Genomic DNA, 13801 nt, shown 5'->3' on the forward strand with positions numbered 1-13801 from the left:
CCATTATGTTGCGCGGCAAACGCGCCACCAAAAAACGAGCAAACCGGGGTTAAAATGAAACCTGTAACCGCCACAACCATGTGGGCGAGGGCAATGATTGTCCTTGGCATGGTCGGGATATTGTCGGGCTGTGCAGCCCTGCAACCGCCCGGCAACAGTGTCACCGGGTCGGTCAGTTATCGCGAACGGATCGCCCTTTCGCCAGACAATACGTTTCTTGTCGTGCGCTTGCTTGATGTATCGCAGGCCGACGCGCCGTCGGTTGAAATCGCGTCCTTGCGTCAACCGGTTGCCAACCCGCCGATGGTTTTCATCCTGCCCTATGAAGCAGAAGATATCGATCCGCGCATGAGCTATGTGGTCGAAGCGAAAATCGTCAATGAAAAGGGCGACCTTCTGTTTCGCAATGATCAGGCCTATCCGGTCCTGACCCGCGATGCGCCAAGTGATGTTGACATCCTTGTGCGCCAAATTGCGCGTCCGCAAAGCAAGGGCGATGCGTCGGGCGTTGACGCTGATATTGCCGCAATTGACGCCAAACTGACCGACATGCGGGTCATTCCCGGGCAGTATTCCGCATCCGATTATACCGTGACCTACAATGCTTATATCTCGCCAGAGGGCGAACCGGTTCTGGTCGATGAGCATCGCGATCTTGGCGATTACGGAACCAGTGACGTGAAGCTTTACTACCGCAATGGGCAGCTTTTGCGCTTTGCCGAGGACGCAAAGCGGGTCAATTACGGTGGGGCCAACGATGATCAGCCGTTGCAATACACCCTTAAACTTGATTTTGCGAAGGGTCGGTTCAAATCGGGGAGCAAAACCGTCAATGGCTTTGTCAGTCAGCCCGACGAACATGAAATCAGCGGTGCGCTGTCGCAAAGCAAGGTGGCGCTCAGTCGGATTGATGCCATGCTAAGTCAGCTTAACAGCACGCCTGACCCGCGCACCGGTCCGGAGCTGTTCATCTGTGATGACAAAAGCCGTTTTGCTGTGACCTTTGATCAGGATGCCAAGCGCGCCATTGTTGAATTCCGGGGCCGTGAACCGATCATTCTGGCGCAAATGCCAACCGGATCAGGATATGGTTATGGCAATGAAATCTATGAACTGCGCGGCAAGGGGGCAGATGCCATCTGGACAACCCCGTCCGGCGATTTCCATTGCGCCGTTTCTGCCATGCCAACCGAGGCCGCCAGCCTTACCCTTGCACCCGGCGATTTCCCGGTGGTTTCAGTCGAGGAGCTGAAAGCAGAAGGGGACGGGGTCTGGACGCGTTATTTTGATGAAATGATGCCAGCAATCACCACCTGCCTTGCCAAAAATCCCGGTGATCTGGTCTCAGTGCTGAAAGCCTGGCCGATGAACCATGGCATGGTCGGTGTGCGCACCATCAATGGCAATGGCGGGCGTCATGATTGTCTGGTGCCAGCAGACGGCATGGGGACCGCGCAGACCGAGTTGGTCGAAGTCACCACCAACATTCTGCCCGGCGAAGACATCGTCCGTTTCACTCCGGCCAGTGGTGCTTATCCCGACGGGGAATGCTTTGCCCATGAACGGCTTGTGCAGAAGGGCGTCTTTGTGGGTTGGTTGTCTGAGAAAACCTGCTGATTTGTTCAGGATCACATGCAAAACAAAAATCCCGGCCGGGGAAACCCGGGCCGGGATTTTTTGTCGATATGTTTTGATGTTCTAGTGGATCATCGCCCCGGTGGCACTCAGCATGCCGGTTGATCCGCTCAAAACATCGTCATTGCCAAGATGGATCGCCTGGAACCGGTGACGATCAAAATGGCCGGGCATCAAAAGCCCGCTTGCAGGCGCGGCATTGAAGCCAAAGCGCGCATAGTAATCCGGATCGCCGACCAGAAGAACCGAACGGTGACCGCTAGCTTGTGCGGCATTCAGGGCAGCATAAACCAGACCGGCACCCACACCGGACCCGCTATAGATCTTGTCGACAGCAAGCGGGCCGAGCAGCAAGGCATCCCCGGCATCGCCGGCATTGACATTCCACAGCCTGACCGTGCCGATCAGTTGTTTGTCATCAAAGGCGACAAACGCCAGACCGTCGGCCGGAAGGCGGTTACGGCGCAGGGTTTCAGACGACTTCTGAAACCGTGCCGGCCCCATGACACGATCCAGCAGCTTTTCACGTTCGATGTGCGCATAGGCACCTTCGCGATCAATCGTGATCATTGGCCTGTCTTTCCCAAGCGGGGTCAGATCACATAGGCGGCAAGCGGCGAGAAGCCGTTGAACGCCACGGATGCATAAGTGGTGGTATAGGCACCGGTTGCTTCAATCAGGACCTCGTCCCCGATGGTGAGCGAGACCGGCAAGTCATACGGGGTCTTTTCATAAAGCACGTCGGCAGAATCACAGGTCGGACCAGCCAGAACACACGGCGCAACATCGTCGCCGTCATGGATGGTTGTGATCGGATAACGGATCGCTTCGTCCATGGTTTCGGCAAGGCCACCGAATTTACCGATATCAAGGTACACCCAGCGCACCGGATCGTCGGCATGTTTGCGCGAAATCAGAACGACTTCGGCCTTGATCACGCCAGCATCACCGACCATGCCACGGCCCGGTTCGATGATGGTTTCTGGCATGTGGTTGCCAAAGTGGCTGTGAAGCGCATCGACAATCGCCGCACCATAAGCTTCGGTTGCCGGGATATCGCGCAGATACCGGGTCGGGAAACCGCCGCCCATATTGACCATGCGAAGATGAATGCCCTTGTCCGCCAGGGTCCGGAAGATCGACGATGCCTCGGAAAGGGCGGTGTCCCATGCATCAAGGTTGCATTGCTGCGAGCCGACATGGAAGGACACGCCATAGGCATCCAGACCCATGTGATGGGCATGCTCAAGAACTTCGAGTGCCATGCCTGGTGCGCAACCGAACTTGCGTGACAGCGGCCATTCTGCGCCAACGCCATCGGTCAGAATGCGGCAGAAAACCTGCGCACCCGGTGCTACACGGGCGATTTTTTCAACTTCTTCGACGCAATCAACGGCATAAAGACGCACACCAAGTTCAAAGGCGCGCGCAATGTCGCGTTCCTTTTTGATCGTGTTGCCAAAGGAAATGCGGTCCGGGGTGGCACCGGCAGCCATCGCCATTTCGATTTCCGGGACGGATGCGGTGTCAAAGTTGCTGCCAAGATCGGCAAGCAGGCTCAGAACTTCTGGTGCCGGGTTGGCTTTGACAGCATAGAAAATGCGCGAGCTCGGCAGGGCACGGGTAAAGGTCTCGTAGTTGCGCTGAACAACATCGAGATCAACAACAAGGCACGGGCCTTCCGGACGGTTCTGTGCGAGAAAATCAATAATACGCTGAGTTGCCATTGGGGCGTTCTCCCATTCCACGATATGGCAGCGTGCATGTACCTGATGCGTGCGCGCGGTGGAGGCGCGATGACGCGGACTACCTGCATGCTGTTTAGTCCCGGGGCCAACCGGAACTTGCGAAGTCTGCCTCGCTATGGAATGGAAAAGCCACTCCGCACGTGGGCAATGATGGTGTGCCTCTTTAGTGTCGGTGGATTTGGACGCCACCTGAGACCAAAAAAGCCCTACACCGTCGTTGCTTTAAGTAAGTCCTACGGGTTCCAGTAAGCAGGACCACCACAGGCACGTGCGACTTTGGGCAAGGCGGGATTTACGCCTGTTCCAATCTGGGCGCAAGTGGAATTTTCATGCGTTTTGTCTTGAAACAATCGCAGGATCGTCGAAGAAGTGATGCCGCAACGCAAAAAATGGCGCGAATGGCCGCGTCCGGGATTTGCAACAGGTTCAGCTGGTAGGTTTTGGTATGGGGCAATGCAATTTGCGCATAAGTTGAGGCCGATTTTCAAGGCGATTGACGCTTATGGGCGGGCGGTGTAGCCCTTGGGACATGCATTTGTCCCGGCCCGAATTTGCCGCGTCGTCTGACGCGCTGCACTTTGGAGCCACCCAGTCAGGAAGTTCTTATGTCCAATATCAAAATCACTGCAGGCCCGTTCACCTTTGACGGGGTGCTTGAAATCGAAAAGGCGCCCCATACCTGCAAGGCGTTCGTGGATCGCATGCCGTTTGAAAGCAAGGCCGTTCATGTGCGTTGGAGCGGCGAGGGTGTGTGGATGCCGCTAGGGGATTATCAGTTCGGTGTCGATTATGAAAACCACACCAGCTTTCCGGCCCCGGGCCAGATCATCCTTTATCCGGGCGGGATCAGCGAAACCGAAATCCTGCTGGCCTATGGCGGGGTGCATTTCGCCTCCAAGGTTGGTCAGCTCGCTGGAAACCACTTCATCACCATCACCAGCAATCTCGAGGACGTCGAGAAGCTTGGCAAGATGACGCTTTGGGAAGGCGCGCAGCCGATCAAGTTCGAGCTGGCATAAGTAACAGCCACTGTGGTTGTGGGATGCCTGTGTGATCGGGCGCACTTCTCTGTGCGCGCCGATTGGCATAAAAGGCCATCCCGTCTGCAATTTTTCCGGTCAGGTATAGCGTGTTTGAAACAATCAATCAGTGGGTTCAGGAATATCAGCAGTTCATCTATATCCTGATCTTTACCTACTGTGTCAGCAAGGCCAGTATCCTGCCGGTCTTTGCGGGCATGCTGGTTGCGGCTGAAAGCCTGATGGCTGTTCCGGCCTTGACTGCGATGATTGTCGGCGGGTTCATCGGCGACATGTTGCGCTTTGGGCTGGCGCGGAAATATGGCGATGCGATTGTCGCGAAAATGCCCGACGCGCTGTCGATGTGGATGCGCAAGACCCTGCGTCTGTTTGAGCATTATGGCATCGCCTATATCCTCCTGTGCCGTTATCCGCATGGGGTACGGTCCTTTGGCGTCTTTCCGGTCGGCATGAGTTCGATGTCGTTCATCCGCTTCCTGCCGCTCAGCATCACATCAGTGGTCCTCTGGGCCGGACTTTACTTCAGTCTTGGCTATAGCGTCGGCGAGGGGATGTCAGAGCTGATCGAACATAACCTTGCGATGCTGAGCCCGATGTTGCTTTTGGTCTTTATCACGATCGGCTGGTTTGCCCTGCGCCGGATCGACAAGCTTGAAGCACAGGCTGAAAAGGCCGCGGAAAGTGCCGAACACTGATCACAGGCGCATGATTACCTGACAAAGCAAAACGGCAGCCTGATGAGGCTGCCGTTTTTCGTTTGATGAAAAGGCAAATGCGACTCTTAAGTAAAGGGTGACCAAACGAAAATACTTTATACACCCAGCATGCGTTTCATTTCAGAAGTCATTTTGCTGGGAGCCCCAGATGAGGAATTTATAAATCCCGGGACATTCATGTCTCTAAGAAACTTAGTCGCCTTAATATTGAGTAGGTGTGGATTTTTTCTAATTGTGACACCGATCAGGAGACTTTCTAGAAAATCAATATCCTTATGGCCATTTTTGGAGGGATTTGAAAACGACTTACGTTTTTCAGTTATCCTAGCGTAAAAGTACAACAGAGGCGTGCACTTGTCATACGATAACAGTGCTCCATTGTATTTAACGACTTTGTGGTCCGTTAGGCATTCTTTCCGAAAAGATTGCCTGGCAGCTTTACCGACATACCAAGGTGTAACTCCTCTACCGGAACGTAGAGCAAATATATAGCAGCCACAACCATCAGCTAAGCCTGGGTCCGTTGCATCTGTTGCTTCCCAAAACGCCCTTCTACTCTCTCTATCTAGAAGGAGAGTTCCTTTGTCGTCTCTGTTCAGCTCAAACGCGCTATAAGGCAAAAATTGCACTTTTTATCCCCCCACCCTTTTTTACGTGTGTGAGGATAACTATGCGGTTATTTGTGTTACTTAGTCAACTTTGAGTGGAATTTATGGAGGGGTTATTCAGCGGCAATCGTCTTGCCGTCTTTTTCAAGCATCTCGCCCTGTTTGCGCTTGGCAAGAACTTCGCGGGCCTTGGCGTAGGTTGGGTCGTGCCAGAAGATCAGGCAGCCATTGCACCCCCGGCCACAGCAACCCTTGGTGCCAACACGTGGTGTGCGGAAGGAGCGTTCCTTCTGACGGTCATCAAGGGCGGTCTGAAGCGCATCACGCTTGGCGTCATAACGGTCTTCGTTGCCCTTGCCCATCTCGATCTTGTGGCCTTCCTGATCAAGTTTCAGGCGTTGCCATTCATCTTCCGAAAGCGCCTTTTCCTTGCGCACGATGGTCATCGGAACGATTTCGCGACGCAGGAATTCCGGGTCTTCCTGTTCAAACAGCGAGAACGGCAGACGGATCAGCGGATGGGTGTTGGCGTGCACCGCTTCACCGACCTTGCCGGTTTTGGCATCGATGAATTCATACATGCGGATGAAAATGGTCTGGCGCGAACGCGGCGGGACGATTTCGATCACGTCACCCGGCAGCATGCGGTTTTTCACCGTCATGATAAACGCGTCGTCTTCGACCTCGACGATCTGACCGGCAAATTCCCAGTCCGAGACGTTGGTGTTGCTGTCATAGCCGTGCGCGTAATTGGTCAGGCGCCCGTCATGGAAGGCAAGCGTGTAGCCCCGGTTCGGAATGGTCGAGAGTTCCTTCATATATTCTTCGGCCGACCAGTTTTCCGGATCCTTGTACCAGTCATCAATTGCCATGCGGTAGGCACGGGCAACGAGACCGGCGTAATAGGGGCTTTTGCCACGGCCTTCGACCTTGAGGCTGTCGACACCGATTTTGAGGTAATCCTCAAGCTTGGGCATGATGCAAAGATCGCGGGAGTTCAGGATGTACGATCCGCGCTCGTCCTCCTGAATTTCCATCAGCTCGCCCGGACGCATGTCTTCTTCAAGGAAGAAGTCAAACATCTCGAGGTTTTCCTCGGTCAGTTTGAGTTCCTTGACCGTGCCGTCCTTGAGCTTCATGTGGACTTTGTATTTCCAACGACAGCTATTGGCGCATGCCCCCTGGTTGGCCCCACGTTCAGCCATGAAATTCGAGAGCAGGCAACGACCGGAATAGGTCATGCACATGGAGCCATGCACAAACGCCTCGATCTTGATGTCGGGGCATTTTTCGCGGATTTCGGTGAGTTCCTCATAGGAAACCTCACGGCCGAGCACGACGAGCTTCGCGCCAATGCTCTGCCAGAATTTCACAGACTGCCACGAACAGACATTGGCCTGGGTCGAGACATGAAGATCAAGCTCCGGCGCATGTTCGCGGACAAACATGAAAACACCCGGATCGGCAACAATCAGGCCGTCGGGCTTACATTTGCGCACGGTATCGACATATTCCGGCAGCTTGTCGATATCCTTGTTATGCGAAAACAGATTGAGTGTCAGATAGACCCGCACACCATGGCTGTGGGCAAATTCGATGCCGTCGACCACGTCTTGCAGCGACATCTGGCTTTTGACGCGCAGCGACAGGTCTGGCGTGCCCATGTAGACGGCATCCGCGCCATAAAGCACGGCAACTTTCAGCTTTTCGAGCGAGCCTGCGGGCATCAGCAATTCGGAACGGCGCGATTGATCACTCATCACTTGCGGGTCTTCTTATAGGTCATACGGGAAATCTCTCTGGCGCGGCTTCTATCACAGCCTGCTGCCTGTGCCGATTAAAATCGCATATTTGCCGGGGTTTGCATAGTCACCGCCATGATCGGCTGCCATGCCATCAGCGCAAGGCGCAAACCAAAACACCCCCGCCAAGGGCAGGGGTGTTTGGAATCGTTTCAAAATTTCGGCTTACTTGACCTTTTTGATCTCGCCGCTGTCGATCTTGTTCCAGTATTGATTGATCTCGCCGCGCACGACGGGCATCAGGAAATAAAGACCGATGATGTTCGGGATCGCCATGGCAAAGATCATGGAGTCCGAGAAATCAATCACGGGACCGAGGCTCATGGAAGCCCCGACAATAACGCACAGGCAGAAGAACAGCTTGAAGATGATCTCCTTGCCTTTGCCTTCACCGACCAGATAGGTCCAGCTTTTAAGCCCGTAATAGGACCATGACAGCATGGTCGAAAAGGCAAACAGCACGACCGCCAGCGCCAGGATCAGCGGGAACCAGGTAAAGGCCGAAGCGAATGCCGCCGATGTCAGCTCAACACCGGTCAGGCCGGAATTAAGCTCGCCACTGATGGTGATGACAAGGGCGGTCATGGTGCAGATCACGACCGTATCAATGAACGGTTCAAGCAAGGCGACATAGCCCTCGGTGACCGGTTCCTTGGTGCGTACGGCCGAGTGGGCAATGGCCGCCGAGCCAATCCCCGCTTCGTTCGAGAAGGCTGCACGTTTGAAGCCCTGGATCAGCGCACCAACCACACCGCCGGCAACACCGGCACCGGTAAAGGCCCCGACAAAGATCTGGGCAAAGGCATCGCCAACCATGGAGATGTTGCTGATGATAATGATCAGGCCTGCGGTGACATAGATGATCGCCATCAGCGGCACGATTTTTTCGGTCACCTTGGCGATAGATTTAATCCCGCCAATGATCACGACGCCGACAATGATTGCCATGATGAGACCAAACAACCAGCCTGATCCCGCCAGGAAGCTGTTTTCACCGCCGGTGACATTGACGACCTGCTGGAAGGCCTGGTTGGCCTGGAACATGTTGCCCCCGCCAACAGCACCGCCGATACAGCAGATCGAAAACAGGATGGCCAGAACCTTGCCAAGGCCCGGTTTGCCTTTTTCAGCCAAACCTTTGGACAGGTAATACATCGGACCGCCCGACACACGCCCGTCAGGCAGTTCGGTGCGGTATTTCACACCCAGCGTACATTCGGTGAATTTCGATGCCATGCCAAGCAGACCGGCAAGGATCATCCAGAATGTAGCACCCGGTCCACCGATGGAAACAGCCACGGCCACACCGGCAATGTTGCCAAGCCCGACCGTGCCCGAAAGGGCGGTGGCGAGCGCCTGGAAGTGTGAAACTTCACCGGCATCTTCGGGATGGGAATAGTCGCCCTTCACCAGCGATATGGCGTGGCCGAATTTGCGAAACTGCACAAAACCGAAATAGAGCGTAAAGATCGTTGCAGCCACCACCAGCCAGCCGACAATCAGCGGAAAGGCAGTGCCGGCAATCGGCACGGAATAGAACATGGTACCGGCAATCACATTTGAAATCGGTGCGATCGCCTGATTGATTTTCTCATCAAGGCCGGCTTCCTGCGCGTGTGCGATTTGCGGCAGGATGGCCGACATCATTGCAACGGCGCTGGCCGCTGCTGTCTTTTTCCAGAACATGATGCTTCTCCGGTTAAACTTCGTGTGATTGCCTCAGGGAACGACAGTGACCGGAACAGGCGATGCCTGAACCAGAGTAAGCGGCAAACTGCCCAGCAGCCGCGCGCCCAGCGCCGATCCACCTTTCCGGCCGACAATGATCTGGCATGCGCCCTTGTCTTCGGCGATTTTGCAGATCAGTTCGCCGGAATGGCCGTAACGGACTTCCGAAGTTACCGGTATTTTAAGCTTGTTAAGTGCCTCCAAGGCGGGCTTGAGCGTTTCCTCTGCCCGCGACAATTCTTCTGTTCGCCGTTGATGGCGTTCTTCAAGTTCCTGTGTCGACAGGAAGCTGTATGGGGACCATTCAAGGACGTAAACCAGATGGAGGGCGCAGCCCTCGGCCGTTGCACGTTTGCCCGCGAATTCCACGGCGCGCTGTGCGGCATCAGTTCCGTCATAGCCCACAATAATTGGCTGATCGGTCATGTGCTTTCTTCTCCTGATCAGAGACTGAAATGTCGAACTGAGATACTCCCACTTCTCAAAATACAGGTGTCGGCCTGTACCATGCCGCCCCAGGGTCGCAACCCCGGCCAATGACGCCAGCACACGACGGTTCCCCCGAATTGCATTTCACCGACGTCACGTGAAACGACATGGAGGAATGATACATAAAACTGAAATAAATTCGCCAAAAAGTTGATCAGGCGCGATGTTGGTTTCTGGTTTGGATGCGTTTTTCAGGGGTAAAACAAAATAAAACGCGCCGAAAGGATCGGCGCGCGTGGGAATATTTTGCAAGAACGCTTAAAAAAAGTGCGTATAACCGGCGCCGTCAGCGCGAAGATTTGCCCAAAAGCCCCTTAATTGGCCCGACCATTTGTAAAAAGTCGATCAGAACCTTGGCGGCAACATCAATGTCCTCAGGCGTGACGGCCTCATCGGGATGGTGACTAAGCCCGTCGCGACAGCGTACAAACAGCATGCCGATATCACACAGGTCATGCATGGCAAGCCCGTCATGGCCCGCTCCGCTAAACAGGCGATAAGGTTCAATCCCCTGTTCGCCAATCGCCTGACCCAGCCCATCCATGATCCAGTTGGCACAGGGCACACCTTCGGCCTCGTAGGTCAGGTCGGCTGATATTTCTACGCGCCGGTTGGTCCCGATATTGGGCAGGGCAGACAGGATCTGCCCGCGGCCATTGACCCGGACAATGCGTTCAGGTGCGCGCAGCTCAATGGTCAGGTCCACATGATCGGGGATGACATTGACCGCATTCGGGCTGACTTCAATTTTGCCAACAACACCAACCATACCGTCGGTCATCGAACAGACGCCTTCGACCTGATGGATGACATCGGCGGCCGCGACCAGCGCATCATGCCGGTCATTCATGGGCGTGGTGCCAGCATGGCTTGCCTTGCCCTGAATGCGGATGCGGTGGCGTTCAATGCCGGTCAATGCCGTGACAACGCCGACCGGCAGGCCCCGTTTTTCAAGAACCGGACCCTGTTCGATATGGGTTTCGATAAAGCCCAGCACATTGGCCTTGTCGTGTTTGAGGGCAGGGATGTCTTCGGGCGTACAGCCAAAGTCACGCAAGGCGTCGGCAACCGAAATGCCCTTGTCATCGTTGGCTTCAAGCGATTTCGGGTCATGCTTGCCGGCAAGGGCGCGCGACCCGACAAGGGTTGATTGAAAGCGCGTGCCTTCCTCGTCGCCAAAGGCGACGACTTCAATCCCGAATGGCAGATCGACACCTGATTTATTGAGATGCTCAATCACCGCAATCGGCAGGGCCACGCCCAGCATGCCATCATACTTCCCGCCAGAAACGACCGTGTCCTGATGTGATCCCATGATCAGGGTGGGGGCGCCATCAAGTGCCTTTTGGTCGCGTCCGACAATGTTGCCCGCGGCATCGATTTCACTGATCAAACCGGCCTTGGTCATCCAGTCCTGGATCATTGGGGTGACCGCGCGGTGCTCGTCACTCAAAAACAGGCGGGTAACGCCCGGGCCCGGCTGGCTGTGGGTGGCGGCGTCTTCAAGGCGGTCATAAATCAGTTGGCCAAGCATGGCGGTTGGGGCCCTGTTTCCTAGTATTGGTGGGGATTGTCGGGTGTCGGCAGGCGATCAAAGAAGCGGCGATATTCCGGGTTCTGGGTTTTACCATACAAGCGCATCAGTTCGCGCAGCGGATCGGAATGATCATCAACGCGCAGATCAAGCGGCAGGCGGTCTGGTGACATGACCTTGATCATGGCCGATGTCGTGCCGCGCACATCCCCACCGGCATCAAACCCGGCAATCAGGGCTTCGAGGATGCATTTTTCAAACGGCTCCTCGCCATCACGCATGGTTTCGAACCGTTCGCGCATGACATCGGGCACGTTGGGATGGGCCAACATATTGCCGGCAATCGCCAGATCGCGTTCGGTAATCTGGGCGGTTTCTGATCGGTTTTTCTCGCCGGTCCAGACGGCGGTTTCACCGTTGTGATCAAGAATGATCAGCTGTCGCCAGTCGCGTCCATTGTCCTCGCGGGTCAGTTTTTCACGCACCGACTCCGCACGTTCGCCCTGTTCAAGCAGTGAAAGCCCGTTGATCCCGTACCAGAAATTTGTCGAGAATCCCTGTGTGGCGATGGCGCCGACACCGGGTCTGATATGTGGAACAAATCCGCCCACAGCCAGATTTCCCGTCGCACTCGCAATGCCGATCGCGTTGGTTTTCGGGTCTCTGGCAACGATTGTGTAGGTCATGTTTCCCGCCTGATGGACAGCTTGGTCGAAGGTGCTGCCTTGCATTTATCATGATAAATATTTGCTCAATTCGAATTTATCATTATAAATATGTTTTGCAACCGTGACATCCGAATGCATCGACAACGGGTTCGGAACTCGGGAAACGTCCAATCAAAAAAAGAACACCTCACAAGCGGTGCGTTGTCGATCGGTTCGGTATGAACCGGGGGTAACAGGAAGGTTTCAACATGGGAGGCTTGAATGAAAAGCCTGTTTAAGGGGGTGCTTGCAGCAGCAGCCCTTGCGGTTTCCGCAATCGGTTTCGGCCCGGCCGAAGCACAGACACCACCAGGTGTGCTGGTGGTCGGTCAGATTGCCGAACCCAAATCACTTGATCCGGCGGCGGTGACCGCCGTGAACGATTTCCGCATTCTGATGAATGTTTATGATGGTCTGGTGCGTTACAAGGACGGCACGCTCGAAGTCGAGCCCGCCCTTGCCGAAAGCTGGACGATCTCTGATGACGGGACGGTTTACACCTTCTCCTTGCGCGATGGTGTGACCTTCCATGACGGAACGCCGTTCAATGCCGAGGCGGTGAAATACAATTTCGACCGTATGCTCGATGAAAATCATCCCGAACATGACACCGGTCCTTTCCCGCTTTCGTTCTTCTTTAGTGCGGTGGAAGAGGTCGAGGTCGTTGATGATCTGACCGTCAAATTCCAACTGAACGCGTCCTATGCGCCGTTCCTGTCCAACCTTGCCTATCCAACCGGCCTGATCGTTTCGCCGACGGCAGTGCGCGAAGGTGGCGCGGATTATGGTCGTAACCCAGTGGGAACCGGCCCGTTCAAGTTTGCCGAATGGGAAAGTAACGCCAAGGTGGTTGTCGTGCGCAACGACGATTACTGGGAAGATCCCGCCAAGCTTGAAGCGGTGGTGTTCCGTCCGATCACGGATGCCAACACCCGTGTGGCAGAGCTGATGGCAGGCGGTATTGATCTGATGGTCGAAGTGCCGCCAGACAGCCTGACCCAGCTTTCGGGTGATGATAACTTCAGTGTCTATGAACAGGCAGGCCCGCACCTTTGGTTCCTGATCCTGAACTTGAAGGAAGGTCCGTTCAAGGACAAGAAAGTCCGTCAGGCGATCAACTATGCCATCGATAAAAAGGCACTGGTTGAAAACGTGCTTCAGGGGACCGCCGAAATCGCAACCGGGCCGACCCCGCCGGCATTTGCATGGGCCTATAACGAGCAACTGCAGCCTTATCCGCATGACATCGAAAAGGCCAAGCAGCTGATCAAGGAAGCCGGTGCCGAAGGTGCCGAGGTGACCTTCTATGTCACCGAAGGCGGTTCGGGCATGCTTGATCCGGTGCCGATGGGCGCTGCCATTCAGGCAGACCTGGCCCAGATCGGTCTGACCGTGGCCATCGAGACCTATGAGTGGAATACCTTCCTTGGCAAGGTGAACCCGGGTCTTGAAGGCAAGGCGGACATGGCAGAAATGGCATGGATGACCAACGATCCGGACACCCTGCCGTATCTGGCACTGCGCACCGATGCATGGCCGGACAAGGGTGGCTTCAATTCGGGGTATTATTCCAACCCGGAAGTCGACAAGCTTCTTGAAGCAGCCCGCTCTTCGACCGATCAGGCCGAACGTGCCAAGCTGTATCGCGAGATGCAGGAAATCGTCTATGACGATGCGCCGTGGGCCTTTATCGCGAACTGGAAACAGAACGCGGTTTCAAGCACGCTGGTTGATGGCTTCAAATTGCAGCCGTCCTTCTTCCTGCTGCTTGATGACGTCGTAAAGAACTGATCT

11 protein-coding genes are annotated in these 13801 nt (G+C 55.1%); 4 read left to right on the top strand and 7 right to left on the bottom strand.

Going from position 1 to position 13801, the window contains the following annotated elements; all coding sequences use genetic code 11:
• Positions 1-54: 54 nt before the first annotated feature.
• A complete protein-coding gene (locus tag ACXAF0_RS07850; protein WP_475345334.1) occupies positions 55-1617 on the top strand; it encodes a YbaY family lipoprotein in 1563 nt (520 codons plus the stop codon).
• Positions 1618-1698: 81 nt separating this feature from the next.
• Here ACXAF0_RS07850 and ACXAF0_RS07855 read toward each other — a convergent pair whose 3' ends face one another.
• Both ACXAF0_RS07855 and ACXAF0_RS07860 read right to left on the bottom strand, forming a co-directional pair.
• A complete protein-coding gene (locus tag ACXAF0_RS07855) occupies positions 1699-2205 on the bottom strand; it encodes a GNAT family N-acetyltransferase (RefSeq protein WP_475345335.1) in 507 nt (168 codons plus the stop codon).
• A gap of 23 nt (positions 2206-2228) precedes the next feature.
• Complete coding sequence (locus tag ACXAF0_RS07860; RefSeq protein WP_475345336.1) at positions 2229-3362, bottom strand: type III PLP-dependent enzyme; 1134 nt, start codon at positions 3360-3362, stop codon at positions 2229-2231.
• Positions 3363-3988: 626 nt separating this feature from the next.
• On the opposite strand from ACXAF0_RS07860, the gene ACXAF0_RS07865 reads away from it, so the two are divergent.
• Both ACXAF0_RS07865 and ACXAF0_RS07870 read left to right on the top strand, forming a co-directional pair.
• The gene (locus ACXAF0_RS07865) at positions 3989-4402 is read left to right on the top strand and encodes a DUF3830 family protein (RefSeq protein ID WP_475345337.1); all 414 of its coding nucleotides are present in this window, start codon (positions 3989-3991) and stop codon (positions 4400-4402) included.
• 110 nt (positions 4403-4512) lie between these two features.
• On the top strand, positions 4513-5118 hold the full coding sequence (locus tag ACXAF0_RS07870; protein ID WP_475345338.1) for a DedA family protein: 606 nt from the start codon (positions 4513-4515) through the stop codon (positions 5116-5118).
• 742 nt (positions 5119-5860) lie between these two features.
• On the opposite strand, the gene ACXAF0_RS07875 is transcribed toward ACXAF0_RS07870, so the two are convergent.
• From ACXAF0_RS07875 to ACXAF0_RS07895, 5 genes are all read right to left on the bottom strand, one after another.
• On the bottom strand, positions 5861-7507 hold the full coding sequence (locus tag ACXAF0_RS07875; protein ID WP_475345339.1) for a U32 family peptidase: 1647 nt from the start codon (positions 7505-7507) through the stop codon (positions 5861-5863).
• 207 nt (positions 7508-7714) lie between these two features.
• Positions 7715-9235, bottom strand: a complete 1521-nt coding sequence (locus tag ACXAF0_RS07880) for an alanine/glycine:cation symporter family protein (protein WP_475345340.1) — start codon at positions 9233-9235, stop codon at positions 7715-7717.
• Between the two features lie 33 nt (positions 9236-9268).
• A complete protein-coding gene (locus ACXAF0_RS07885; protein ID WP_475345341.1) occupies positions 9269-9703 on the bottom strand; it encodes a universal stress protein in 435 nt (144 codons plus the stop codon).
• A 349-nt stretch (positions 9704-10052) separates the two neighbouring features.
• Positions 10053-11300 (bottom strand): allantoate amidohydrolase, encoded by a 1248-nt coding sequence (locus ACXAF0_RS07890; protein ID WP_475345342.1) that lies wholly within the window; start codon positions 11298-11300, stop codon positions 10053-10055.
• A 20-nt stretch (positions 11301-11320) separates the two neighbouring features.
• A complete protein-coding gene (locus tag ACXAF0_RS07895) occupies positions 11321-11986 on the bottom strand; it encodes a DUF1028 domain-containing protein (RefSeq protein WP_475345343.1) in 666 nt (221 codons plus the stop codon).
• 243 nt (positions 11987-12229) lie between these two features.
• Between ACXAF0_RS07895 and ACXAF0_RS07900 the strand changes: the two genes are divergently transcribed.
• A complete protein-coding gene (locus ACXAF0_RS07900) occupies positions 12230-13798 on the top strand; it encodes an ABC transporter substrate-binding protein (protein WP_475345344.1) in 1569 nt (522 codons plus the stop codon).
• Positions 13799-13801 lie beyond the last annotated feature (3 nt).

The organism is Thalassospira sp. ABD4_177 (assembly GCF_056160125.1).

Excerpts from the sequence above, each read along its gene's own strand:
- ACXAF0_RS07850 (WP_475345334.1), top strand. The coding sequence starts at position 55 with ATGAAACCTGTAACCGCCACAACCATGTGGGCGAGGGCAATGATTGTC.
- ACXAF0_RS07855 (WP_475345335.1), bottom strand. The coding sequence starts at position 2,205 with ATGATCACGATTGATCGCGAAGGTGCCTATGCGCACATCGAACGTGAA.
- ACXAF0_RS07860 (WP_475345336.1), bottom strand. The coding sequence starts at position 3,362 with ATGGCAACTCAGCGTATTATTGATTTTCTCGCACAGAACCGTCCGGAA.
- ACXAF0_RS07865 (WP_475345337.1), top strand. The coding sequence starts at position 3,989 with ATGTCCAATATCAAAATCACTGCAGGCCCGTTCACCTTTGACGGGGTG.
- ACXAF0_RS07875 (WP_475345339.1), bottom strand. The coding sequence starts at position 7,507 with ATGAGTGATCAATCGCGCCGTTCCGAATTGCTGATGCCCGCAGGCTCG.
- ACXAF0_RS07880 (WP_475345340.1), bottom strand. The coding sequence starts at position 9,235 with ATGTTCTGGAAAAAGACAGCAGCGGCCAGCGCCGTTGCAATGATGTCG.
- ACXAF0_RS07885 (WP_475345341.1), bottom strand. The coding sequence starts at position 9,703 with ATGACCGATCAGCCAATTATTGTGGGCTATGACGGAACTGATGCCGCA.
- ACXAF0_RS07890 (WP_475345342.1), bottom strand. The coding sequence starts at position 11,300 with ATGCTTGGCCAACTGATTTATGACCGCCTTGAAGACGCCGCCACCCAC.
- ACXAF0_RS07895 (WP_475345343.1), bottom strand. The coding sequence starts at position 11,986 with ATGACCTACACAATCGTTGCCAGAGACCCGAAAACCAACGCGATCGGC.
- ACXAF0_RS07900 (WP_475345344.1), top strand. The coding sequence starts at position 12,230 with ATGAAAAGCCTGTTTAAGGGGGTGCTTGCAGCAGCAGCCCTTGCGGTT.